This window comes from Nocardioides marinus, from assembly GCF_013408145.1.
Classification (GTDB): Bacteria; Actinomycetota; Actinomycetes; order Propionibacteriales; family Nocardioidaceae; genus Nocardioides; species Nocardioides marinus.
On record NZ_JACBZI010000001.1, the window covers coordinates 2158291 to 2182849 of the forward strand.

At 71.8% G+C, this 24559-nt stretch carries 19 protein-coding genes; 8 read left to right on the forward strand and 11 right to left on the reverse strand.

Features of this window, described 5'->3' with window-relative positions; genetic code table 11:
- Positions 1-2: 2 nt before the first annotated feature.
- Positions 3-1244: an acyltransferase family protein gene (locus BKA05_RS10250; RefSeq protein WP_246290186.1), complete on the forward strand. Its 1242-nt coding sequence runs from the start codon at positions 3-5 to the stop codon at positions 1242-1244.
- Here BKA05_RS10250 and BKA05_RS10255 read toward each other — a convergent pair.
- Positions 1127-5353: an alpha-(1->3)-arabinofuranosyltransferase domain-containing protein gene (locus tag BKA05_RS10255; protein ID WP_179531341.1), complete on the reverse strand. Its 4227-nt coding sequence runs from the start codon at positions 5351-5353 to the stop codon at positions 1127-1129. The two genes, BKA05_RS10250 and BKA05_RS10255, sit on opposite strands and share 118 nt — an antisense overlap.
- 7 nt (positions 5354-5360) lie before the next feature.
- Entirely contained in the window at positions 5361-6113 is a 753-nt protein-coding gene (locus BKA05_RS10260; protein ID WP_179531342.1) for a methyltransferase domain-containing protein, read from the reverse strand.
- Between the two features lie 26 nt (positions 6114-6139).
- Here BKA05_RS10260 and BKA05_RS10265 point away from each other — a divergent pair, with 26 nt between their 5' ends.
- A complete protein-coding gene (locus tag BKA05_RS10265) occupies positions 6140-7312 on the forward strand; it encodes a glycosyltransferase family 4 protein (RefSeq protein WP_179531343.1) in 1173 nt (390 codons plus the stop codon).
- A gap of 23 nt (positions 7313-7335) precedes the next feature.
- Positions 7336-7800 carry a GNAT family N-acetyltransferase gene (locus BKA05_RS10270; protein ID WP_179531344.1) on the forward strand — a complete coding sequence of 155 codons (465 nt, stop codon included), beginning with the start codon at positions 7336-7338 and terminating at the stop codon, positions 7798-7800.
- Positions 7801-7855: 55 nt separating this feature from the next.
- On the opposite strand, the gene BKA05_RS10275 is transcribed toward BKA05_RS10270, so the two are convergent.
- The 3 genes from BKA05_RS10275 to BKA05_RS10280 all read right to left on the reverse strand — a co-directional run bounded on the left by BKA05_RS10275 (position 7856) and on the right by BKA05_RS10280 (position 11768).
- Positions 7856-9346 (reverse strand): HNH endonuclease signature motif containing protein, encoded by a 1491-nt coding sequence (locus BKA05_RS10275; protein ID WP_179531345.1) that lies wholly within the window; start codon positions 9344-9346, stop codon positions 7856-7858.
- A 494-nt stretch (positions 9347-9840) separates the two neighbouring features.
- Positions 9841-9966 (reverse strand): hypothetical protein, encoded by a 126-nt coding sequence (locus BKA05_RS20040; protein ID WP_281364575.1) that lies wholly within the window; start codon positions 9964-9966, stop codon positions 9841-9843.
- 77 nt (positions 9967-10043) lie between these two features.
- On the reverse strand, positions 10044-11768 hold the full coding sequence (locus BKA05_RS10280; protein ID WP_179531346.1) for an MmpA family trehalose lipid delivery protein: 1725 nt from the start codon (positions 11766-11768) through the stop codon (positions 10044-10046).
- A gap of 94 nt (positions 11769-11862) precedes the next feature.
- Between BKA05_RS10280 and BKA05_RS10285 the strand changes: the two genes are divergently transcribed.
- On the forward strand, positions 11863-13170 hold the full coding sequence (locus tag BKA05_RS10285; protein WP_343045610.1) for a lipopolysaccharide biosynthesis protein: 1308 nt from the start codon (positions 11863-11865) through the stop codon (positions 13168-13170).
- On the opposite strand, the gene polA is transcribed toward BKA05_RS10285, so the two are convergent.
- On the reverse strand, positions 13167-15866 hold the full coding sequence (gene polA / locus BKA05_RS10290) for a DNA polymerase I (RefSeq protein WP_179531347.1): 2700 nt from the start codon (positions 15864-15866) through the stop codon (positions 13167-13169). The two genes, BKA05_RS10285 and polA, sit on opposite strands and share 4 nt — an antisense overlap.
- Positions 15867-15977: 111 nt before the next feature.
- Here polA and BKA05_RS10295 point away from each other — a divergent pair, with 111 nt between their 5' ends.
- Entirely contained in the window at positions 15978-16646 is a 669-nt protein-coding gene (locus tag BKA05_RS10295) for a hypothetical protein (RefSeq protein WP_179531348.1), read from the forward strand.
- Positions 16647-16752: 106 nt separating this feature from the next.
- On the forward strand, positions 16753-17208 hold the full coding sequence (locus BKA05_RS10300; RefSeq protein ID WP_179531349.1) for a hotdog fold thioesterase: 456 nt from the start codon (positions 16753-16755) through the stop codon (positions 17206-17208).
- A gap of 7 nt (positions 17209-17215) precedes the next feature.
- Here BKA05_RS10300 and BKA05_RS10305 read toward each other — a convergent pair whose 3' ends face one another.
- Positions 17216-17791 carry a GNAT family N-acetyltransferase gene (locus BKA05_RS10305; protein WP_179531350.1) on the reverse strand — a complete coding sequence of 192 codons (576 nt, stop codon included), beginning with the start codon at positions 17789-17791 and terminating at the stop codon, positions 17216-17218.
- Between the two features lie 104 nt (positions 17792-17895).
- Here BKA05_RS10305 and BKA05_RS10310 point away from each other — a divergent pair, with 104 nt between their 5' ends.
- Positions 17896-18672, forward strand: coding sequence for a DUF554 domain-containing protein (locus BKA05_RS10310; RefSeq protein WP_343045611.1), 777 nt, complete (start codon positions 17896-17898; stop codon positions 18670-18672).
- 236 nt (positions 18673-18908) lie between these two features.
- The gene (locus BKA05_RS10315) at positions 18909-20180 is read left to right on the forward strand and encodes an ABC transporter substrate-binding protein (RefSeq protein ID WP_218842389.1); all 1272 of its coding nucleotides are present in this window, start codon (positions 18909-18911) and stop codon (positions 20178-20180) included.
- 315 nt (positions 20181-20495) lie between these two features.
- Here BKA05_RS10315 and BKA05_RS10320 read toward each other — a convergent pair whose 3' ends face one another.
- The 4 genes from BKA05_RS10320 to BKA05_RS10335 are packed head-to-tail and all read right to left on the reverse strand — an operon-like array spanning position 20496 to position 24485.
- Positions 20496-21239, reverse strand: a complete 744-nt coding sequence (locus BKA05_RS10320) for an ABC transporter ATP-binding protein (RefSeq protein ID WP_179531351.1) — start codon at positions 21237-21239, stop codon at positions 20496-20498.
- Positions 21236-22216: an ABC transporter ATP-binding protein gene (locus tag BKA05_RS10325; RefSeq protein WP_246289784.1), complete on the reverse strand. Its 981-nt coding sequence runs from the start codon at positions 22214-22216 to the stop codon at positions 21236-21238. Before BKA05_RS10325 ends, BKA05_RS10320 begins: the two co-directional genes overlap by 4 nt.
- Positions 22206-23186 carry a branched-chain amino acid ABC transporter permease gene (locus BKA05_RS10330; protein ID WP_179531352.1) on the reverse strand — a complete coding sequence of 327 codons (981 nt, stop codon included), beginning with the start codon at positions 23184-23186 and terminating at the stop codon, positions 22206-22208. Before BKA05_RS10330 ends, BKA05_RS10325 begins: the two co-directional genes overlap by 11 nt.
- 9 nt (positions 23187-23195) lie before the next feature.
- Positions 23196-24485 carry a branched-chain amino acid ABC transporter permease gene (locus BKA05_RS10335; RefSeq protein ID WP_218842390.1) on the reverse strand — a complete coding sequence of 430 codons (1290 nt, stop codon included), beginning with the start codon at positions 24483-24485 and terminating at the stop codon, positions 23196-23198.
- Positions 24486-24559: the final 74 nt, after the last annotated feature.

Sequence of the window (24559 nt, forward strand, 5' to 3'; positions counted from 1 at the left end):
GCATGCCTGTCGACTCCGGCTTGGGCGTGGAGACGCCGCCCGAGACCGGCACGACCTTCCCCCACGTCGACACCCTGCGCGCCGTCGGCGCCCTGGCCGTGCTCACCACGCACGTCGGCTTCTGGTCGGCCAGCTACGGCACGAACGGCACCGTCGGCGCGCTGCTGGCGCGTCTCGACGTCGGTGTCGCGCTCTTCTTCACCCTCAGCGGCTTCCTGCTCTCGCGCGGTTGGCTTGCGCGGGCCGCCGTGGGCCGCCCGGCCCCGGGGACCGGTCACTACCTGTGGAAGCGGGCCCTGCGGATCCTGCCGGTCTACGTCGTCACCGCCACGCTGGCGCTGGCCCTGGTGGAGGCCAACCGAGGGCTGGGCTGGGGCGACCGGGTCGCGACGTACCTGCTGGCCTCCACGCTCGTCGACGTCAGCTTCCCGGCGGGACTGACCCACATGTGGAGCCTGGCGGTGGAGCTGCACTTCTACCTGCTGCTGCCGCTGCTGATGCTGATCGGCGTGGGGCGGAGGCTGCGCACCCCGCGGGTGGTCGCGCTGCTGGTCGTGCTCACCGCCCTCAGCGCCTGGTGGCACCTCTCCGGTGCGGCCTGGGCGCTGGGCGACAGCCTGGTCGCGACGCCACAGTGGCTGGTCGGGTACCTCGACTGGTTCGCCGTCGGCATCGGCCTGGCCCTGGCCTCGGTGCTCCACGAGCAGGGTCGCGGAGGCCGGGTAGTGGCCGCACTGCGCTCCCTGGCCGCCCAGCCCGGCGTGTGCTGGCTCCTGGCCGGGTCACTGCTGCTGATCGCGACCACGCCGCTGGCCGGCCCCCTGGTGCTCGACCCGCCCACCGACGCCGAGGCACTCACCAAGAACCTGCTCTACGCCGCGATCGGCGGCCTGGTGGTGCTGCCCGCGGTGCTCCGCGAGGTGCCATCGCACCCCACGGCGTACGACCGGGTGCTGCTGCACCCGGTCGCCCGGCACCTCGGCTTCACGTCCTACGGGCTGTTCTGCCTCCACGTGCCCGTGCTGCACCTGCTCACGTCCACCACGGCGTGGGACGTGTTCACGGTGGACTTCTGGCCGCTGTGGTTCGCGACCCTGGCGGTCAGCCTGGTGGCCGCCGAGCTCGCCTACCGGTTGGTCGAGCGGCCCGCGCTGCGCCTGAAGGGGCGCCACCCGCTGGCCCGCCGCCGGGCGGGGTCCGCGGCGACGGCGAGCGCACCCAGCACGGGCACGAGCGCGAGGTAGGAGGGCCACGCCCACGCGCCGGCCCAACCCGCTGCATCGCCCCAGGGACGCACGGCGTACGCCGCGCCCACGGCCAGCAGCGGCGCCGCGAGCAGCCACGGCACCGCGTCCACGGCGCCGGCTGGGAGGCGGCGCAACGCCACGGGCACGAGCACCCCGACCACGAGACCGAGCACGGCGCCCACAGTGCCGGCGAGCAGCCCGCCCGCCACGGTGCTGCTCAGCGCCGCCACGAACGGGCCGTGCCTGCGACCACCGAGGGCGGGTGGCACCCCGGCAGGCTCCCGGCGCCGGGAGCGCCACGCGGCGACCGCGGTCCCCAGGAGGAGCAGCGCCAGCGTGAGCGCACCGACGACCAACCCGATCCGGTAGGGCCGGTCCGGACCGAAGGTCGCGACGACCGGCTCGTCCTCTCCGGCTGCCGACGGCACCAGCCAGCCCTGCTGCCAGCCGTCCACGGTGATCGCGGCGAGGGTGCCGTCCAGGCGGGCGGTCCAGCCAGGGTTGGCGTTCTCCCGGGACACGAGCACCCCGGTGCTCCCGGTCGGGAGCTCGAAGGCCCGGGTCGCGGCCCCCTCGTCGACGGTGACGCTGGTCGGGTCCGGACCCGAGGGGAGGGTGCCGAGGACCACGGAGAGCGCCTCGACCGCGGCCGTGTCCCGTAGTCGGACACGGGTCTCCCCCGCGCGGAGCGTCAGGACCGGGTCGCGTCGGACCTCCCGACCACACGGGCGCAGCTCCACGTCGTCGCCGGCCAGCAGCGTCGCCGGGCTGGCCACCAACCGGGTCGTGACGAGCCGGTCCCCGACCTCGAGGTCGGGACCGGTGCCACAGCCGAAGCGCCGGGTCTCCAGCGACGGCTTGAGCGGCTCGTAGGGCACCCCGAGCAGACGGAGCTCGCTGATCCCGGCACCCACGGGTCGTCCCACCCCGTCGAACCCGAGGTCCCTGGTGGGCTCGGTGCCCAGCACCCGGAGCGTGAGTCGGTCGGTGCGCACCGGGTCGTCGGCGAGGTCGGCACGGCCGTCGACGAGCTCGACGTCGCGGGTCCCGCCCGGCCAGGTCAGCCGCAGGGCGGTGGGCCGCGATGCCGCCGTGTCGGGGTCGAGCCGCACCCTCAGGCCGGCGACGTCGCGCTCCTGCAGCCAGGACACCTCCAGGCTCGGGAAGTCCTCGGCAGCATCGGCGATCCAGGTGGTGCCGGGGTCCCCGTCGATCGCGGCCAGTGCGCCGGCGCGGGGGTCGGCGACCGCGGTCGAGGAGGCTCGGGCGGTGATCGCGCGGCCCTCGACGACCAGGGCGTCGAGGGCAGCACCCGCCCGGGGCCTTCCCCGCAGGGTCACGTCCTCGTAGGTCGCGGCGGCGGGCAGGGTCACCACCCGGTCCAGGCCGTCGGGCTCCTCGTCGGCGACGGCGCGGCGGTCGACGCACCGGACCTCTTCGCGGGTGCGACGCAGGTCCGAGGCGACCACGCACCCCGTACGGGCGTCGCGGTCCGCGCGCAGGGCGATCACGTCGGGCCGGTCCCACAGCGCCAGCCAGGACTCGGGCACCGGCGGGAGCACCCAGGGTCGCCGGGGCTCGACGTCGGGGACGTCGACCTCCGCCAGCTGCAACGGGCGGTCGGGCAGGGCTGACTCGACCCGCAGGGAGGCGGAGGTCGCACCATCGAGCAGGACGACCCGGGACTGACCCGGTCCGAGCGCGAGCTCCTCGGTCGCGCCCTCGTCGGTCACCACCCGCACCCGTTGGTCCTCGAGCGCCTCGTCGCCACCGGTGAGCGTCACCCGGTCGAGCACCCGGGCTTCCTCGAAGGTCACCTCCCACCACTGCGTCCCGCTCGCGAACGGGCCGGTGCGGAACGCCGTCCGCGGGTCGCCGTCCAGGGCCGACCAGGGCTGCGCCGCGCGTCGGACCGGGCCCAGCGAGCTGGTCCAGGCATCGGAGGAGGACGCGTCGACCGACGCGACCCCCTCGAGGCGGGCCGCGGTACGCCACCGGTCGTCCCCCTCGGTGTCCCCCTCGGTGTCCCCGTCCAGCTGGTAGTCAGGGGTCGGGTTGCCGTTGCGTCGCGGGGCACCCGGCTCCAGCACCGGGCTGTCGGCGTCGTGGGTCCGCGCGAAGGCGTGCTCCCGTAGCCGCAGCCCGTCGGTGAGCACCAGCGGCCCCAGTGCCGACCGCAGGTCGTCGTCGACCTCCGACCCCAGGTCCTCGGGCAGGTCGGTGCCCAGCAGCACCGGTCGCTCGTCGAGCGCCCCGAGGTCGGCGAGGTCGGCCAGGTCCTCGGGGCCGCCCACCACGACGGGGAGGTCCTCGGCGAGGACCGCGCGCTCGGCGCCGGCGACCTCCCAGACCTCGACGGCGCGGTAGCGGGTCTGCCACCCGCCGTCGACCACGACCCGCTCGTCGGTCCCCTCCAGCCGCGCCTCGCCCCCGAGCACCGGGCCGAACGTCTGCGCGACGACCAGGCCCGGGGACTCCTGCAGGGCCTGGCGCACCAGGAGCGGGTCGGGGACGTCGTCGGAGCGGGTCAGGTCGTTGCGGACCACCACGTAGCGCACCCCCGCACGCGCCAGGGCGTCGGCGAGCCCCGGCGACCCGCGGCCCTCGGCGAGTCGCCGCTCGATGCCGTCGAGCATCCGGATCTGCCCCGCGGGGACGAGGGGGACGACGTTGCGGACCGCCCAGCGCGAGTCGGCCAACCACTGCAGCGGCTCGTCGTCCGGGGAGCCCCACTGGTAGCGGCCGAACCCCGAGCCGGGCACCAGCAGGGCGGTCGCGTCGCCGTCGGCGGCGTCGCGCTCCTCCAGCCACTGAGCCGTGGCCGACCAGTAGCCGGGCACGGCCACCACCGGCTCGCGCGGCGCGATCCGGCCGGTCAGCGCGGGCACGGCACCCGCCGCCACGACGGCCACGGCGGTGGCGGTCAGCACGGCACGGTCCAGGCGGAACCGGGGGGTCGCCGGGGTGGGCGTGGTGGACGCCGCACGCAGCGCCTCGACGGCGTACGCGAGCCCGATGACCAGGGGCAGACGGATGATCGGGTCGAACTTGTGGACGTTGCGGATCGGCGAGAGGGCCCCGTCGAGCAGGTCGTGCAGCGTGGCCGCACCCCATCCCTGCACGACCCCCTCGTGGCCGAGCGTGACCAGCAGCAGCCCGACCGCAAGGCCGCGTGCCAGGAAGGCGCGGTGGGGGTTGCTGCGCAGCGTCAGGCCGGTGGCACCCAGGAGCAGCAGGACGCCGGCGTCGAGCGCGAGGTAGGGCGTGCTCAGCAGGTCACGTCCGGCGCGGGAGGTGGTGTCGATGTAGGCGACCCAGTTGGACGTGCCGCGCAGGGCGTCGGCGACGGTGGTGGGGAAGGTCGTGACCGAGGCGGTCTCGATCCACTGCAGGAACGGCGGGCTGTAGGCCCCCATCACGACCAGCGGCACCAGCCACCACAGGGTGCCGAGCAGGGTGAGCACCGGCCACCACAGCATCAGCGCACGGCGGCGGGGACCCGGCGTACGGGTCAGCAGCCACACCGCCCCGAGCGGGATGACCGCGAAGGCCGCCGCGGCGTTGATGCCGCCGACGAGGGCGACTGCGACCGCAGCCCAAGCGGCGGCGATCCGCGGGGACCCGCGTTCGGCACCGACCACGAGCGGCAGCAGCACCCACGGCGCCAGGGCCATCGGCCAGCTCTCGCTGGAGATCGGTCCGAGCGTGGTGAGCATCCGTGGCGACATCGCGTAGGCCACGCCGGCCAGCAGGCAGGCGAGGTCGCTGCGCACGCCGAGCGCCCGCACCAGGCGGGCGGTGCCGGCGAAGGCGACGGCCAGCACCAGTCCCCACCACAGCCGCTGCACCACCCAGCCGGGGACCCCCGCCAGCACGCCGGCGAGGAAGAACGGCCCGGTCGGGAAGAGGTAGCCGTACGCCTGGTTCTGCAGCTGGCCGAAGGCGCCCTCGCCGTCCCACAGGTGCAGGGCGCGCAGCACGAAGTCCCCCGGCGCGGCCACCAGGTCGAACTTGGTGTCGGCCACGACGTAGCCGGGGTCCTGGGTGAAGGCCAGGCCGACCAGCAGCCCGCAGCCCGCCAGCACCCGCCAGGCGAACCTGCTCATGCTCGCCTCATCGACGGCGCAGCACCAGCACGAGGTTCCAGGTGACGAGCTCCCGCACCACCGGGACCCGCAGCAGCCAGCGGCTCCACCAGGGGTTGTAGCGCGGGGTGAGCTGGACGATGTCGACGGATCCCGCAGCCTCCTGCTCCCGGGCCCAGCGCAGCCCGGCCGCCACGGTCACCGGGAACAGCGACTCCCCGAACCGGTTCTTCGGCTCGTGGCCGTGCACCCGGGTGTAGCGCCGACGCGCCCGCGCCCCGCCCAGGAAGTGCCACGGCGCCGTCTCGTGCCCGCCCCAGGGCCCGAACCAGACGGTGTAGCTGATGAAGACCAGGCCCCCGGGCTTGGTCACACGCACCATCTCGCGCGCCATGGTCCACGGCTGCGGGACGTGCTCGAGCACGTTGGAGGAGTAGCAGACGTCGACGCAGTCGCTGCGCACCGGCAGCTGCATCCCGCTGCCGACCACCGTGCCGGCGGCGATGTCGCCGAGACCGGCCAGCTCACCGACGTCGGAGTCCAGCGCGAGGTAGCGGGCACCGGCGGCGCGGAAGGCGTCGCGGAAGTAGCCCGGTCCACCGCCCACGTCGAAGACCAGCCGCGACTCCAGCGGCGCGTAGTGGGCCACCTGCGCGGCGGAGTCCTGTGCCAGCGCGGTGTAGAAGCGGGCGGGGTCGGGCTGCTCGTAGCGGAACTCCCGCAACAGGCGCACCGACCTCGACAGCGAGGCCCGGAAGGGCTTGGTGGACGAGCGTGGCACGACGTGGACCCTATAGGCTCCGCCCGATGTACGAGGGCTCGCTGGACGGACGCCACGTCGTCTTCCTGAGCTGGCGCGACACCGCGAACCCGGAGGGCGGCGGCGCCGAGCGCTACCTCGAGAAGATGGCCGAGGGCCTGGTCGAGCGCGGCTGCACCGTCACGATCTTCTGTGCCGCCCACGCCGCGGCTCCCCCGGAGGAGACCCGCGGCGGCATCCGGTTCGTCCGGCGGGGGACGAAGCTGTCGGTGTACCCCGCCGGCATGCGGGCGCTGCGGCGCGGAGACCTCGACGGGCCGCAGGGTCGGACCGACCTCGTCGTCGACGTGCAGAACGGGCTGCCGTTCTTCAGCCGGATGGTCACCGGCGTCCCCGTCATCGTGCTCATCCACCACGTGCACCGCGAGCAGTGGCCCGTGGTCTACCCCGGCCTCAGCGGGCGCATCGGCTGGTGGATCGAGCGGCGCTTCGCGCCCCGGCTCTACCGCCGCGAGCAGTACGTCGCGGTCTCCCGCGCCACCCGGGACGAGATGGTCGCCCTCGGCATCGGCCGGGACCGGATCGCCGTCGTGCACAACGGCACCGACCCCTACCGGGCGGTCGACCCCGGGAAGAGCCCCGACCCCGTGGTGGCCGTCGTCGGGCGGCTGGTCCCCCACAAGCAGGTCGAGCACGCCATCGACGCCGCGGTGGCACTGCAGGCCGAGCTGCCCTCGCTGAGGCTGCACGTGGTCGGGTCCGGCTGGTGGGAGGCCGAGCTGGCGGCGTACGTCGAGAAGGTGGGGGCGGGCGACCTGGTCGTCCTGGAGGGGCACGTCACCGAGGAGCACAAGCACGAGGTCTACGAGCGGGCCTGGGTGCTCGCGCTCCCCTCGCTCAAGGAGGGCTGGGGCCTGGTCATCGGCGAGGCCGGCATGCACGCCACCCCCGCCGTCGCCTACCGGGCGGCCGGGGGCACGCAGGAGTCGATCGAGGACGGCCACTCGGGACTGCTGGTCGACACGCAGGCGGAGTTCACCGACGCACTGCGCCGGCTGCTGACCGACACCGAGCTGCGCCGGCGGCTCTCCTCCGGCGCGCTGGAGGTCAGCCACCGGTTCACGTGGACGCAGAGTCAGCGCTCCTTCGCCGAGGTCGTCTCCGCGCGGCTCGACGGACGCATCCTGCAGGCCGACGACCCCGGCACCACCCGCGCCTGAGCCGCGCCGGCTCCCGGTCCCCCGTGCGCATCGCCCCGCTCTCCCCGGTCCAGGCGGCCGACATCTGCTCGTGGCGCTACCCGGCGCCCTACGACTGCTACGACATGGCTGGTGCACGGCCTGAGGAGCTGCTCGACCCTGATGCGGGGTTCCACGCCCTGCTCGATGATGCCGACCGGCTCATCGGCTTCCGCTCCTTCGGCGTGGACGGGCAGGTGCCGGGCTGGGCGTACGACGACAGCGCCCTGGACACCGGCGGGGGCCTTCGTCCTGAGCTGGTCGGTCAGGGCCTGGGTAGGGAGGCGATCCGCGTCGGACTGGAGTACGGACGGGCGGCCTTTGCTCCCCCGGCCTTCAGGGTCACGGTCGCCTCGTTCAACCTCCGGGCGCTGCGCACCGTCACCTCACTCGGTTTCGAACGTGTCGGGCAGTTCGACGCCTCGACCGACGGCCGCCGCTTCGAGGTGCTCGTGCGCCAGGTGGGGTGACCGCCCGGGGCGGGTGGGCACGACGACCGTCAGCGGTCGCCCTCACAGCTCCGTGTCAGAGCTCGGTGGTGCCGTCGGGGTGGACGAGCAGGCGGATGCCGTGGGGGCTGGTCCAGAGCCAGGTGGTGGGGGTGAGCTGGTCGTAGTCCCACCTGGTGTTGGTCGAGCTTGTCGAGGCCGGGGAGGGGTGGGTCTTGGCTCGGTGGTGGCGTCTGCACAAGGGGGCCAGATTCTGTGTTGATGTCTGGCCGGGTGGTCCGCCCTGGTCTGGTGGGACGTACTCCTCGATGTGGTCGAGGTCCACGCGTGCTGAGGTGCGGGTGCAGTGCGGGAAGACGCAGGTCGTGCGCTTGAGCTTGACCCGGGTGGAGATGCGGTCGGGGATCTCGTAGGCGTCGACGGCGATCTGGTCGTGCAGGTCGATGACCGGCTTCACCACGATGTTGGCGCCGGGCATGGTCAGCCACTCACGGACGGTGTCGGCGGTGAGGGTCTGGTGGTGGTTCTCGAGGCGGGCGAGGTGGAGACCGAGCCGGCCGGTGTCGGGGTCGACCTGGGGGGCGCCGGGTCCTTCGTTTCCGCGGAGGGCGGCTTCTGAGAGGTGGAGGTGGAGGACGACTTGGCGGGGGTTGCGGGGTGGTCTCGACGCCCGCTCCTCGCTGGCGCTCGTCGCTGGTCGACCACCTTCATCAGCAAGGTCGAGGGTGAGGTCGCCGCGGCTGAGGTAGCCCAGCGCCTTGGCGCGGCGGATGTCGAGCGAGTCGGTGGAGCCGGCGGCCAGTAGTTGGTCGGCGATGGTGCGGATGGCGTGCTCGAGCTCCTCGGCGTCGGCGCGGTCCAGCAGCCCGGTGAGGGGGACGCCGTTGGCGGTGCCGATGGTCCAGGCGGTGCTGAGGTCGAGGTGGACGTGGAGGGACGCGGCGGTGTCGACCTCCTCCATCTCGCATCCCTCGGGGTCGAAGCGTGCCGCAGCCTCCGCAGCCAACCTCTTGACCGTGGCGAACGAGGCGGTGTGGACGACGTGGGCGAGGTGGGCGTCGACGAACGCCGCGGCCTCGGCGGTGAGGGTGCGGGTGACCTCGGTGACCCGGCGTACCCGCCACACCTGCACCTGGCCTGCTTCGAGGCGGGCCCAGACCTTGGGGAGCCGGTGCTTGGCCTCCACCGCATCCGAGACCAGGGCCCGGCCGGAGTCGGTGGAGCGCCCCAACGCGGCGGCCAGCTCGATGACCGCGAACTCCGAGACCTCGGGGGCACCCGGGCCGGCGAGCTCGAGCATCGTGTCGGCACCGGGCATCCCGAACCGGGCGACCCAGGCGTTCTCGGCGGCGGCGTGGGCGTCGTCGTCGGCGAGCCCGTAGGTGCCGTAGAGGTCGGGGAGCAGCTGGCCGGTGGTGTGGCGGTCGGCCCAAGCGGCGACGGTGATGAAGAGCTGACGGTCGGCGTCGTCGGCGGCCTGCTTCTGCGCGACGGCGAGGGACAGCAGGTCACCGGTCGGGACAGGAGCGGTGTCCTGTGCCGAGTGATCCCGGTGCCCGAGTGCCATGACCAGATTCTACTAGAACAAGTGTTCGAATGGAATGGTCGTGAGGGCACCGAACGAATCTGTGGAGGACGAGTCAGCCGCAACCGAAGCGAGCACCTCGGCGATGCCGGACCGTTCGGGCGGACCGCAACCAGGTACCGAAATCCATGCCTACCGTGAGCACGGCTTCGATGAAGGAAGGGCCTGCTGCAGCGCGAACGTCCAGGCGCCCACCCGCGGCGACCACGGAGTCGAACCGGACCGGAGGGCGTGGCGTGAAAGGGGTTCACGGCAGACCCTCCAGTCGCCCCGTGGATGAGGTTGCTTGTCGTCGTGCGGGGTCTCGACGACGGCTCGCTGGCGCTCGCCTGCTCGACCACCAGTGCGGTCGCTGACGCTCCTCGCACCTCGACCAGCGGAAGGGGACGGCGTTGGCGCGCCTCCTCGATTCGTGTGGGCGCACCGAAAGGCCGGCAGCTCGTGGCTGCCGGCCTTTCGGTGGTACGCGTGAGGCCCTAGTTGGTAGAGCCGTACACCACGACAGGTGCGTTGACGTTCGCAGGGGAGTCACCCTGCGGGCTCGTCTGCGACGAGACGACGCCGACCACCGTGATGGTGGCCACCGCGCCGCCGACGATCATCGCCGCGACGGTGCCAAGAATTGTTCCCACTTCTCCACCCTCCCTCAAAGGTAGGAAAACGTTAGCAGTCTCACGCCCTATCCGGACAAATTCCGACGAAACCGTTGCCGAGCGCAACGGACGCCGCCCACGACCGAGACCAGCAGGACGCCGAGGTGGAGGGTCCAGGCGAGGCCCATGGCGAGGTACCAGGGGCGCGGGGGGACGGTCTCGTCGACCGCAGCCAGTCGCACCACGCGCAGCACGTCGTCGTCGTGCAGCACGGCACCGGCGATGTCGGGGGCCGGCCCGGGAGCGGTCAGGTCCGTGGCCACGGCACCGACGCCCAGGGCACCGAGCGCCGCCGCCCGCGCCTGCGGTGTGGGGCTCTCCAGGGCCGCGCGGACCCGGCGTACCCGTGGGTCCTCCCCCGCGATCACCACGTCGTCGACGACCAGCTCGTCGGAGGCGACGGGCACCGGGACCAGCACCCGCCCCAGCGGGTCGAGGACCTTGCGCCCGTCGTTCCACCCCGGTTGCCGATAGCTCGACAGGGGCAGGACCAGCACGTCGCCGGGCGCGTCGCCCAGAGCGCTGCGCGCGGCGGCGTACGCCGCGGGGTAGTCGACTGCGCCCAGGCGGCCACCGGCACCCCAGGCCCCGTCGGGCAGGACCGTGACCGGCCAGACCACCAGGACCACCGCCAGGGAGACCCGGGCGGCCAGGGGCCAGCGGGCGCCGGACCAGTCCCAGGCAGCGTCGACGGCCACGGCGACCAGGGCCACCAGCAGCGGGACGCACAGGACCAGCAGGCGGGAACCGTCACGCAGCACTCCCCCACCCGGTACGACGGCGGCGAGCACGCCGAAGGGGCCGGGAGCCAGCCACGTGAGGATCGCCAGCACCCACCCGACGGCCCACAGCAGCACCAGCGGGGTCCACGGCACCGCCGGCTCCGTGCCTCTGCGCCGGACCACGGCGATGCCCAGCACGAGCAGCGCTGCCAGGACGACCAGGGCGACCAGGGTCGCCGGGCCGGTCCTGCTGACAGGCACCACCTCGGCGTTCCAGACCCCGCCGAGGGTCAGCGCAGCCAACGGACCGGGGAGGGGCCCCTCGTCAGAGAGCGCGAACAGGCGGGCAGCCGCGGGGTCGGTGACGGCGTCGCGCACGTGCAGCAGCCCGGAGACCAGCCAGGGCGCCTGGGCCGCACCGGCCAGCAGCAGCCCGCGACCCCAGGGGCGCCGGCCCCCGGGACCGACCAGCAGCACGACCAGCAGCGCCAGGGACGTCGCGAGCCCGGCGCTGACGCTCAGGCTGCCCATGAGGACCGCGAGCAGCAGCCACCACGGGGCACGCCCGGTGGCGCGCCAGCGCAGGGCACCCAGGAGGACCCAGGGCAGCGCGGCGTACCCGACGAGGACCGGCCAGTGACCGAGCACGAGCCGCTCGACGACGTACGGGTTCCACTGCCACAGCGTCACCGCAGCCAGCCGGGCGACCAGCCCGACACGGGGCAGGAGCCGGTCGATACCCGCGGTGCCCCCGAGCAGGACACCCACGAGCACCAGCTTCTGCAGCAGTATCCCCGGCACGAGCTCGTCGAGCACCGCCACCCACGCATCGCTCGGCACGGCCCGAGGAAGCCCGCTGCCCAGCCCGAGCACGTCGGCGCGCACGGCCAGGTCGCGGACCCAGACCATGTCGTAGGACAGGACGTAGCCCGGAGCCAGGGCCGGCCCCAGGAGCAGCAGCGCCAGGACGAGTGACCAGACGGCGACCACGACACGCTGCCAGGCCGCACGCGGATCCGGGGTCACCACCGGAGGAGCAAAGCACGTCCGCCCGTCGCTCGCCTTTTCTCCGGCGTTGGCCGACACTTCCCCGGGCGGACAGGACCTCACCTAGTCTCACAGGGTGACGACCACGACTGAGCGGGCCTCGGGGGCCCCAGGCGGACCGGAGGGCGGTCGACGGCTGCCCGACCTGCGCACGCTGCTGCGCAGCAGCGCCGGAATCGCCGTGGCGATGGCGGTCATGAACGTCGCGACGTACGCGTTCCAGATGATCTCCGCCCGGCTGCTCGGGCCCACGGAGTACGGCGCCGTCGCCTCGCTCATGGCGCTGCTCATGGTCGTCGCCGTCCTCCAGCTCGGGCTCCAGGCCACGGGTGCCCGCCGCATCTCGGCCGAGCCCGAGCACGTGGGCCAGATCGAGCGCATGGTCCTGCGCGTCACCTACCGCGCGGCCCTCGGGCTGGGCCTGCTGATGCTCGTGCTGGCGCCCGTGGTCCACCAGGTGCTGCGCCTGGACTCCGTCGTCCCGGCGGTCCTGCTGGCGGTCTCCGCGGTGCCGCTGACGATCATGGGCGGCCAGGCCGGCGTGCTCCAGGGCGAGCGTCGGTGGTTCTCGCTGGCGGGCATCTACCTGGCGATGGGGCTGGGTCGGGTGGTGGTGGGCACGATCTGCATCGTCGTCTCCCCCACCGAGTCCGCCGCCATGCTCGGCGTGATGATCGCGATGTTCGCCCCCGCGATCGTGGGGTGGCTGGCCCTGCGGCGCCCAGGCATGCACGTGCGCGACAGCGACCGGCACAGCGACCAGCACACCGCCCGCCGGGTGGTCACCGAGACCGGGAGCGCGTCACTGGCCCTGCTCGCCTTCTTCGTGCTCTCCAACCTCGACATCGTCGTGGCCCGCAACGTGCTCGACGACCACGACGCCGGCCTGTACGCCGCCGGGCTGATCCTCACCAAGGCGGTGCTGTTCCTGCCGCAGTTCGTCGTCGTCGTCGCGTTCCCCGCGATGTCCACCCCCGCGCAGCGGCGTCGGGCGCTGCTGCGCAGCCTCTTCGTCGTCGGGCTGCTCGGCGTGGGCTGCACCCTGGGCGCCTGGCTGCTCAGCGGGATCGCGATGGTCTTCGTCGGTGGCGCGGAGTACTCCGACGTGCAGTCGCGGCTGTGGGTCTTCGCCGTGCTCGGCACGCTGCTGGCGATGCTGCAGCTGCTGGTCTACTCGGTCCTTGCCCGGCGCGGGACCAAGACGACGTACCTGGTGTGGATGGCCGTCGTGGCGATGGTGGCCCTGGCCGGCACCGTCGATGAGCTCGGCACGCTCGTGGCCGTGGTGGTCTGCATCGACGCCGCGCTCTTCGCCGCCCTGCTCGGCATCAGCCTGTGGCGGCTCAAGGAGCCGGTGCCGGTCGAGGCGCAGCCGACCCCCTAGTGCGCGGCCTCGTGCCAGGAGTGACCGGTGCCGACGGAGACGTCCAGCGGGACGAGCAGGTCGGCCGCGGCGCCCATGTGCTCGCGGACCAGCTGCTCGAGCTGCTCCCGCTCCCCCGCCGCGACCTCGAGGACGAGCTCGTCGTGGACCTGCAGCAGCATCCGTGAGCGTAGGCCGGCCGCGGCGATGCCCTCCTCCAGACGCAGCATGGCGACCTTGATCAGGTCGGCGGCCGAGCCCTGGATCGGGGCGTTGAGGGCCATCCGCTCGGCCATCTCGCGACGCTGGCGGTTGTCGCTGGTGAGGTCGGGCAAGTAGCGCCGACGGCCCCGCAGCGTCTCGGTGAAGCCGGTGCGGCGGGCCTCGTCGACGACGCCACCGAGGTAGTCGCGCACCCCGCCGAAGGTCTCGAAGTACTCATCCATCAGCCCGCGGGCCTCGCCCGGCTCGATGCCCAGCTGCTGCCCGAGGCCGAAGGCGGAGAGCCCGTAGGCCAGGCCGTAGTTCATCGCCTTGATCTTGGCCCGTTGCTCGGTGGAGACCGCGTCGGCAGCGACGTCGAAGACCCGGGCGGCGGTGATGGAGTGGAAGTCCTGCCCCGAGCGGAACGCCTCGATCAGCAGCGCGTCCTCGGAGAGGTGAGCCATGATCCGCATCTCGATCTGGCTGTAGTCGGCCGTCATCAGCGACTCGTAGCCCTCGCCCACGACGAACGCCTCGCGGATGCGTCGGCCCTCCTCGGTGCGGATGGGGATGTTCTGCAGGTTGGGGTCGGTGCTGGACAGGCGACCGGTCGCCGCGATCGTCTGGTTGAACGTGGTGTGGATGCGCCCGTCGGGTGCCACGGTCTTGAGCAGCCCCTCGATGGTCTGCCGCAGCCGGATGACGTCGCGGTGACGCAGCAGGTGCAGCAGGAACGGGTGCTCGGTCTTGACGTAGAGCGCCTGCAGGGCGTCGGCGTCGGTGGTGTAGCCGGTCTTGGTGCGCTTGGTCTTCGGCATGTCGAGCTCGTCGAAGAGCACCACCTGCAGCTGCTTGGGCGAGCCGAGGTTGATCTCCTTGCCGATCACCGCGTAGGCCTCCTCGGCCGCGGCGCGCACCTCGGCGGAGAAGTGCTGCTCCAGGGACTCCAGGTGGTCGCTGTCGACGGCGATGCCCAGGGTCTCCATGCGAGCCAGCAGGTGCACCAGCGGCAGCTCGATCTGCGCCATCAGGGTCGTGCCGCCGTGCTCCTCGACAGCGGTGTCGAGCGCCTCGGCCAGGTCGAGGACCGCGCGGGCGTGCAGCATGGCCGTGTCGGCCGCTGCGCTGTCCCCCTCGTCGCCGAGGGTGTCGAGGCTGAGCTGGCCGTCGTCGGCCTCGCCCTGCTTCAGCTCGCGCTTGAGGTAGCGCAGGGTCAGGTCGGCGAGGTCGTAGGAGCGCTGGTCGGGGCGCACGAGGTACGCCGCGAGCGCGGTGTCGCTCTGCAGGCCGGCCAGCGGCCACCCCCGGGCCGCGAGCGCCAGCATCGGGCCCTTCGCGTCGTGGAGCACCTTGGGTCGCGCGGCGTCGGCCAGCCAGGCGGCCACGGCGGCGTCGTCGGCCGGGGTGACCTCGGCGGCGTCGAACCACGCCGCGGTGCCGTCGGCCGCGGCCACCGCCAGCGACCAGACCTCCCCGGTGCCCGCCCGCCAGCTGCCCTGCACGGCGACACCGGTCGCCGCGTCCCCAGACGCGTGCTCGGCGAGCCACGGCCCCACCTCGTCGGCGCCCAGGCGGGTGCCGGCGAGCTCGAAGCCGGAGTCGTCGAGGACGTCCTCGTCGGAGGTCAACGTCTCGAAGAGCCGGTCCCGCAGGACCCGGAACTCCAGGCCGTCGAACAACGTGTGCACGGCCTGGCGGTCCCACGGCCGCAGCGCGAGGTCCCGGGGGTGCAGCTCGAGCTCGAGGTCGCGCACCAGTGCGTTGAGCCGGCGGTTGCGCATGACGTCGCCGAGGTGCTCGCGCAGCGACTCGCCCTTCTTGCCGGTGATCTTGTCGGCGTGGTCGATCACCCCGTCGAGGTCGCCGTAGGTCTTCAGCCACTTCGCGGCGAACCCCTGACCGACCCCGGGGACCCCGGGCAGGTTGTCGGAGGTCTCCCCGACGATCGCGGCCAGCTCGGGGTACTGGTGCGGGGGCACGCCGTACTTGGTCTCCACGGCCTCCGGCGTCATCCGGGCCAGGTCCGAGACCCCCCGCATCGGGTAGAGCACGGTGGAGCGGTCGGTGACCAGCTGCAGGGAGTCGCGGTCACCGGTGAGGATCAGCACCTCCATGTCCGGCTCGGCCAGCGCCTGGGTCACCAGGGTGGCGATGATGTCGTCGGCCTCGAAGCCCTCCTTCTTCAAGAAGGGGATGTGCAGCGCATCGAGGACCTCCTCGATCAGCGGCAGCTGGCTGGAGAACTCACCGGGGGTCTTGTTCCGCTTGGCCTTGTACTCGGAGTACTCCTGCATCCGGAAGGTCTGCCGGGAGACGTCGAAGGCGACGGCCACGTGGGTCGGCTGCTCGTCGCGCAGCACGTTGATGAGCATCGAGGTGAAGCCGTAGACGGCGTTGGTGTGCTGGCCGGTGGTGGTGGAGAAGTTCTCCACCGGCAGCGCGAAGAACGCGCGGTAGGCCAGCGAGTGGCCGTCGAGCAGCAGGAGCCGGGGGCGGGCGTTCGTCTCGGGCACCCGACGAGACTATCCGTGACCACCGACAGGGTTGGAGTCGGCCGCAGAGGGGTAGTCCGCTCCCACCGGGCGCCTCGGGATGAGCGCCCCCTCGCCCTGAAGGGACCCCCCATGCCACGTTCACTCCGACTCCTCGTCGCGGCCACCGCCCTGGCGCTGAGCACCAGCGTCGCCAGCCCCGCGCTCTCGGCGGCACCGCACTCGGCGGCGGCCCCCGAGACCGCGGCGAAGGCGGGCAAGCCCTGCAACGCCAAGGGCTTCAAGAGCAAGGTCAAGGACGTCAAGGGAAGCCCCTACGTCGCTCTCACGCGCCTCACCGAGCGCACCTGGCCGGGCAAGCACGTGATCAAGAAGCAGACGACGTTCTCCTCCAGCAAGAGCAACAACTTCAGCGCCAAGGGCGAGTACAAGGCCACTGCCTCGGTCAAGGCCAGCGGGTTGTTCAAGAAGGTGGTGAGCGTCTACGGCGAGGCCAACGCGGCGACCTACCTGACGACCAAGCTGGGCAGCACCAGCAAGGAGTCCTACGACATCACCGTCTACAAGAAGCAGGTCATCCCCAAGGCCACCTCGGTGGTGATCTACGCCGGCCGCCTGGCGGCCAAGGGCACGGCCAAGTACAGCTACTGCAGCGCGCTGGAGGGCAGCGGCGAGGGGTACGTCAAGTGGGGGAAGATGAGGTGGAACTCCTACGGGCCCCGCGGCACCGGCGCCCAGCGTTGCGACCTCGAGGCCCAGGCGAAGATCGCGGCGGCGGCGAAGTCCGCGATGTGCGTGTGAGCCGTCGATGACGTCGCACCACTGAGGGACGCAGGGCGTCGCGCCGGGCTCGGGCAGTCACGGGCCGGGCGCGACGCCCGAGCCGGGGTGACCTAGGTTTCCTGGCATGAGCAGCGACCTCCCACGCCCCGACCACGACCTCGCCTCCGTCGAGAAGTACCTCGCCGCGATGCCCCAGGGCATGGGCGGACTCAACGAGAAGATGGGCGTGGAGCTGGTCGAGATCTCCCCCGAGCGGATCGTCGCGACGATGCCCGTCGAGGGCAACACCCAGCCCTACGGTCTGCTGCACGGCGGGGCCTCGGTCGTCCTCGCGGAGTCCCTCGGCTCGATCGGGGCGGCCCTGCACGGTTTCCCCGACAAGGTGGCCGTCGGCGTGGACATCAACGCCACGCACCACCGCTCGGCCACCTCGGGCCTGGTCACCGGCGTCGCCACCCCCGCCCACCTGGGGCGCACCAGCGCCACGTGGGAGGTCGTCATCACCGACGAACGCGGCAAGCGCGTGTGCACCTGCCGACTGACCTGCGCGCTGGTGCCGAAGGAGAAGGTCGGGCTGTAGCGCCCGCTCAGACCTGCTGCTCGGCCTGCTGGCGGCGAAGCGTGCGCCGCGCGGCGAGCAGCTGGGCGCGCGCCCGGTCCCGGTGCCGGTCCGCCGGCGGTCGCTGGGCCTCGGCCTTCGCACGCACGAGCTGGGTGGGCGCCACCCGGAGCACGGCGTGCGGTCCCAGCCCGAGCCGGGCCATGAACCGGTTGGCGTCCCGCGAGCCCGCGGCCGCCCCGGTCGCCACGTGCGCGATGCCGAGCTCCTCGGCGTACGCCGCAGCCGACTCGACCAACAAGCGCCCGACCCCGAGGCGGCGGAACTCCGGCAGCACGTGCGGGGAGACCGCCTGGACCACGGGCTCGAGGTTGAGCGGGGTCAACGTGGTCACCTTCAGCAGCACCGCACCGGCGGGGGCACCGTCGACCTCCGCGACCAGGAGCCGCTGCTCCGCGGAGACCAGCGAGTCCTTGACGACCAGCTCGACGTCGGCGACCTGCTCCTGGCGATCGCCGCGGCGCAGCGCGTCGGACCACAGCAACGCGAGGAAGAGGGCGTCCTCCACCCGGGCCGGACGGAGCACGACGGTGTGACGGCTCACGATGCACCTGCCTGGGGTCGCGTCGGGGGGTTGGCCCGCAAAGATTACGCTCGGCACGGCCGTCGGCAACACTGGGCCAGACCTCTCTTTACCTTGCGCGCCTCGTGGCCGCCCGTCCGCCTCGGAGGCTCGCCCTGATCACCGGCACCGGCACCCTGGTCAACATCGTCACCGTGCTCCTCGGGTGCACGCTCGGGGTGCTGCTCGGCAACCGGCTGCCGGTGCGCACCAGGGACCTGGTCACCGACGGCCTCGGCCTGGTCACCCTGCTGATCGCGGCCACCTCCGCGACGGCGGTCCTCTCCCCCGACCTCGCCGCCGAGGTGGGGAGCTCGGCCCCGATGCTGATCGTGCTGGGCGCCGTGCTGGTCGGCGGGATCACCGGCTCCCTGCTCGGCCTGGAGTCCGGCGTCGAGCGGCTCGGCGGGTGGCTGCAGGCCCGCCTGGTCGGCAGCAGCGGGTCGGCGGACCGCGCCCGGTTCGTCGAGGGCTTCGTGGTCGCCTCGCTCGTCTTCTGCACCGGCCCCCTCACGATCCTGGGCGCCCTCAACGACGGGCTCGGCAACGGTGCCGACCAGCTGCTGCTGAAGTCGGCGCTCGACGGCTTCGCCGCCATCGCCTTCGCGGCCGCCTTCGGCTGGGGGGTCGCGGCGAGCGTGGTCACCGTGCTGACGGTCCAGGGCTCGCTCACGGTGCTGGGTGCCGTCCTCGGCGACGTCCTGCCCGAGGCCCACCTGGCCGCGGTGACCGCCACGGGTGGGGTCCTGCTGGTGGGCGTGGCGCTGAGGCTGCTGCGGGTCCGCGAGATCGCCGTGGCCGACCTCCTGCCGGCCCTGCTGGTCGCCCCGGCACTCGTCTCGATCGTGGCCGCCCTGCGCTGAGCGGGCCCGCCCACCGCGCCCGCCACCGCACCTCTCGCCGGGCTGCTCACCCGGCTCGGGAACCTCCCGACATCACCCCGGGAGGTATCGCAGCGCTCCGCATCCGAATTGTTACGTTTCGGGCACATCCACGCCTCGGTCCGACAAGGGCCCCCGCAGGGTGCCGCACTTCACTATGGTGCCCCCAATGCCCGCTTTCCGGGCAGGGAGACAGAAGCGACAGATCCGGAGACCCCATGAAGCGGATGACCCACACGATGCGCCTCGCCGCCGTCGCCTCGGCGACGATGCTGGTGCTGGCTGCGTGCGGTAGCGAGGACAGCAGCAGCGACACCGACGCCGATGCCGGGGACGACACCCCGACGACGTCGAACATCGACCTGAAGATCGGGACCGCGCTGCCCCAGACGGGCAACCTCGCGTTCCTCGGCCCCCCGGAGGAGGCGGGCGTCGGGTACGCCGCGTCGCTCATCGAGGCGGCCGACACCGGTCTGAACCTGGAGATCGTCTACGGCGACTCCGGCGACACCGACAACAAGGCCTACGAGTCGGAGATCCCGCGCCTGCTCGGCGAGGACGTGGCGGCGATCATCGGTGCGGCCTCGTCCGGCACCTCGCTGCAGTTCATCGACCAGGTCGTCGACGCCGGCGTCATCCAGTTCTCGCCGGCCAACACCTCCGACGCGTTCACCAGCTACGACGACAAGGGCCTGTACTGGCGTACCGCCCCCTCCGACGTGCTGCAGGGCGACGTGCTCGGCAACCTGATCGCCGCCGACGGCGCCGCGACGCTGGGCATGATCGTGCTCAACGACTCCTACGGCACCGGCCTGGCCAAGTACGTCACCGAGGCCTTCGAGGGCGCCGGCGGCGAGGTCGTCGCCATGGAGACCTACAACACCGGTGACACCTCCTTCGACTCGCAGGTGAGCGCGGTGCTGGCGGCCAAGCCGGACGCCATCGCCCTGATCACCTTCGAGGAGGTCGCGACCATCCTGCCGAGCCTCTTCGGCGAGTACCCGGCCGAGGACCTCTACTTCGTGGACGGCAACCTGTCGAACTTCGGCAAGCAGTTCCCGAAGGGCTCGCTGACCGGCGCCAAGGGCACCCTGCCCGGCCTGTCGATCGACTCGCTGAAGGCCTTCACCACCGACCTGAACGCCTACGCCAAGGAGTCGGGCCAGTTCCCGAAGGGCCTCGACGAGTTCAGCTACGCCGCGGAGTCCTTCGACGCGGTCAACCTGATCGCGCTGGCCGCCCTGGCCGCTGGTTCCTCGGACCCCGCGGACATCGCCGGCAAGCTCCAGGAGGTCTCGGGCGGCACCGGTGACGGCGAGAAGTGCACCACCTTCGCCGACTGCGCCGCGATCATCGCCGACGGCGGCACCGTCGACTACGACGGCATCTCCGGCCCGATCACCTTCGACGAGGTGGGCGACCCGCAGGACGCCACGATCGGTATCTACCAGTACGGCGACGACAACACCTACGGCGCCTACACGGGCTGACCAGGGGTCGCTGACCTGACAGCGCAGGGCCCGGGTTCCTTCGAGGAACCCGGGCCCTGTTGCGTGTCCGGCCCCTGATCCACAGCCTCGGTCGTGCATCTCCGACGGCCGCACGGACACCCCAGCCCCCGGCCACACGAACGCGGGCCCCCAGGACAGCAGGGCTCCGCCGGACCGCAGGGCCCCGGCGACACGGGACCGCGGCAGTCCACACTCAGGGAGTCCCCCGCACACGAGAGGGCCCCGGGAACCTGTGTGGTTCCCGGGGCCCTCTGCGGCGTCGTACGACGGTGGCTGCCCGAGGGCAGCCAGGTGCTACTTGCCCAGCGTGCCGAGGTACAGCTCGGTGACCTTGGGGTCGTCGAGCAGGTCACGACCCGAGCCCGTGTGGGCGTCGGTGCCGAGGTCCAGCACGTAGCCGCGGTCGCAGATCTGCAGGCATCGACGGGCGTTCTGCTCGACCATGATGCAGGTGACGCCTGCCTTGTTGATGTCCGAGACGCGGATGAACGCCTCGTCCTGACGCACCGGCGACAGACCGGCCGACGGCTCATCGAGCAGCAGGACCTTGGGGTCCATCATCAGCGCCCGGCCCATGGCCACCATCTGGCGCTCACCACCCGACAACGAGCCGGCGCGCTGCTTGAGCCGCTTGCCGAGCTCGGCGAAGATGCCGGTCACGAAGTCCAGTCGCTCGGCATAGACCTTGGGGTTCTGGTAGAGCCCCATCTGCAGGTTCTCCTCGATGGTCAACGAGGGGAACACGTTGTTGGTCTGCGGGATGAAGCCGACGCCCTTGGCGACCAGCTTGTTGGCCTTGAGACCGGTGATGTCCTGGCCCTCCAGCGAGATCGTGCCCTCGCGGACCTGGACCATCCCGAAGATCGCCTTGAGCAGCGTCGACTTGCCGGCACCGTTGGGGCCGATGATGCCGATCAGCTCGCCCTCGTAGGCGGTCAGGGAGCACCCGTTGAGGATGTTGACCCCGGGCAGGTACCCCGCGTGGACGTCGTCGACGTGGACGACGAGGGTCCTGGTCTCGGTGGCTGCGGCGTTCATCGCTTCTTCTCCTCGCGCTCCAGCTCGTCGTTCGACTCCGCCTCGATCATGTGCCGCGAGGCCTCCGCGTCGCCGTCCCCGGCGACCCGACCGGTCACGACACCGAGGTCGACGTCCTGGTGGGCTCCGAGGTAGGCGTCGATGACGGCGGGGTCGGACATGACCGTGCTGGGGTCTCCCTCGGCGACGATCTTGCCCTCGGCCATGACGACGACCCAGTCGGCGATGTGACGCACCATGTGCATGTCGTGCTCGACGAAGAGCACCGTCATGCCCTGGTCCTTGAGGTCGAGGATGTGGTCGAGCAGCGACTGCGTCAGGGCCGGGTTCACACCGGCCATCGGCTCGTCGAGCATGACCAGCGTGGGGCTGGACATCAGCGCACGCGCCATCTCCAGCAGCTTGCGCTGACCACCCGACAGGCTCGCGGCGTAGTCGTCGACCTTCGCGTCCAGCTTGAACCGCACCAGCAGCTCACGGGCGCGCTGCTCGATCTCCTTGTCCTGGCTGCGCCAGACGGCTGGGACGAGGCTGGTGAAGAACCGCTCGCCGCGCTGCCCGGTGGCACCCAGCTTCATGTTCTCCAGCACCGTGAGCAGGCCGAGTGCCTTGGTGAGCTGGAAGGTGCGCACCAGCCCGCGTCGGGCCACCTTGTAGGCCGGCACACCGGCCAGGGAGCGGTCGTTGAACGACCACTTGCCCTCGTCGGGGGTGTCGAAGCCGGTCAGGAGGTTGAAGAAGGTCGTCTTGCCGGCACCGTTGGGACCGATGAGCGCGGTGATCGCGCCCCTCGGGATCTCCACGTGGTCGACGTCGACGGCGTGCACGCCACCGAAGGAGCGGCGCACGTTGTCGGCGACGATGATCGGGTCGACCTTCTTGCAGCCAGGGGCGGCCTCACCGACGTGCAGGCCGGTCGTCTTCTCCCGCGGGACCAGCGTCGGCGGTCCGGACTGGGACGAGGCGTCACTTGACAAAGGTCATCTCCTTCTTGTTGCCCAGGATGCCCTGGGGCATGAAGATCACCAGCAGCATCAGGCCCACGCCGACGAGGATGAACCTCACCATCCCTGCCTGGTTGGCGGTCATGAAGGGCAGCACGCCGGCGTCCACGAGGGCCGGCATCAGGTTGCTCAGGAAGAACTGGAGCACCCAGAAGATCACCGCGCCGAGGACCGGGCCGAACACCGTGGCCGCACCGCCGAGCAGGACGATCGTGTAGACGAAGAAGGTCAGCGAGGTGACGTACACACCGGGGCTGGCGTTGGAGCCGAGGGTGTAGACGATGCCGCCGGCCGCGATGATGACGCCACCGATGATCAGCGCCTGCATCTTGTAGGCGAAGACGTTCTTGCCGAGCGCGCGCACGGCGTCCTCGTCCTCACGGATGCCGCGCAGGACGCGGCCCCACGGGCTGCGCATCATCGCCCAGACCAGCAGCACCGCGAGGGCCAGCAGGATGATCCCGATGATGATGGGCCACAGCTCGTTCTGGTTGAACTGCCACGGGCCGAAGCCGTACTCCCCGTCGGGGATCGGGTTGGCGTCCTGGAACCCGCCGGAGTAGCCGTACAGGCCGTCGGCGGAACCGGTGACCTCCTCGAAGGCCACGGTCAGCAGCAGCAGGCGCAGCACCTCGGCGGCCGCGATGGTCACGATCGCGAGGTAGTCCCCGCGCAGCCTCAGCGTCGGGATGCCGAGGATCATCGCGAAGATCACCGCCGCCACCAGGGCGGTGAACGCCGCCAGCCACCACGGGAAGCCGAAGGTGAGGATGGAGATGGCGTAGCCGTAGGCACCGACGGCCATGAAGCCGGCGACACCCATGTTCAGCAGGCCGGCCTGTCCGAAGTGGACACCCAGACCCAGCGCAGCGAGCGCGTAGGCGATCGTCGTCGTCGAGATGATCGACGAAGCCGATTGGTTGAAGATCTGACCCCAGTCCATGGCGGGCTCCTATCCGATTCTCTCGCGCCGACCAAGGATGCCTTGGGGCCGGACCAGCAGGATGATGATGAGGATGGCCAGTGCGGAGGCGAACCGCAGGTCGGCCGGGATGAACAGGCTCGAGGTCTCCACGATGATGCCGATGATCAGCGCGCCGATCAGGGCACCGAAGGCCGTGCCGAGACCACCGAGGGTCACCGCCGCGAACATGAGCAGCAGCACCTGCGTGCCCATGTCCCACTTGATGCCGGGTCGGTAGTAGGCGTACAGGACACCGGCCAGGCCGGCCAGCGCCGAGGCCATGATCCACACGACGCGGACCACGAAGTCGACGTCGATGCCCGACGCCGCGGCGAGGCCCGGGTTGTCGGAGATCGCGCGGGTCGCCTTGCCCAGGCGGGAGGAGGTCAGCCAGATCGCGAAGGCCACGATCACCACGACCGCGATCACCATGGAGACGATGTCCACCTTGGTCATGCGGATCGGGCCGATGATGTCGATCTTCTGCGCGGTGGAGCCCGGGAGCTGCTCGGTGCCGCCGCCGATGAAGTACTGGAAGACGTAGCGGATCGCCAGGGAGAGCCCGATGCTGACGATCATCAGCTGCACGACTCCGACCGAGCGGTGCCGCAGTGGGCGCCAGATGACGGCGTCCATCGCCAGGCCGAGCAGGCCGCTGAGCAGCACCGCCAGCGGCAGCGCGATCCACAGCGAGGCGCCGATGAAGGCGGTGCCGCCGATCCACAGGGCGATGACGGCACCGAAGGTGACCATCTCGCCGTGGGCGAAGTTGGAGATGCCGGTGGTGCCGAAGACCAGCGAGAGACCGACCGAGGCGAGTCCGAGCATCAGCCCGAAGTTGATGCCCTGGACCAGGCGCTGGACCAGCTGCGAGGCGAAGGCCGTGGACTCCCGCTCGCCCTCACCGATGAAGAAGTTGACCGCCTTCGGCGCGAACGGGACGTTCGGCGTGACCTCCTTGGTCTCCGGCGTGTCGTCCTCGGGGTCGTCCAGGGTGATGCCCTCGGGCAGGGTGTCGACGTCCAGCGTGACGGTGTACTCCGCCGACTCCGGGACGCTGACCTGCCACTGACCGCGGGGCCCGGTCACGACGGTCTGCGGGCCACCGGGGCCGTCGACCGTGATGGAGACGCCCTCGATGGCCTCGCCCTTGTTCTGGACGTTGCCGGCGATCTTGAACTGGTCGCCCTCCGCCGCGACAGCGGGCCCGCCCCCGAGGAGCGTGGCCAAGCCCAGCGCGAGCAGCAGCATGGTCGCGATGCGCCACACGGTGGACACTCCCGACCTGGTCGTGGGTCTCATTGGGCTCTCGGTCCTCCATGCCTCTCGACGTCTGTGTCGCGCTCGCGTCC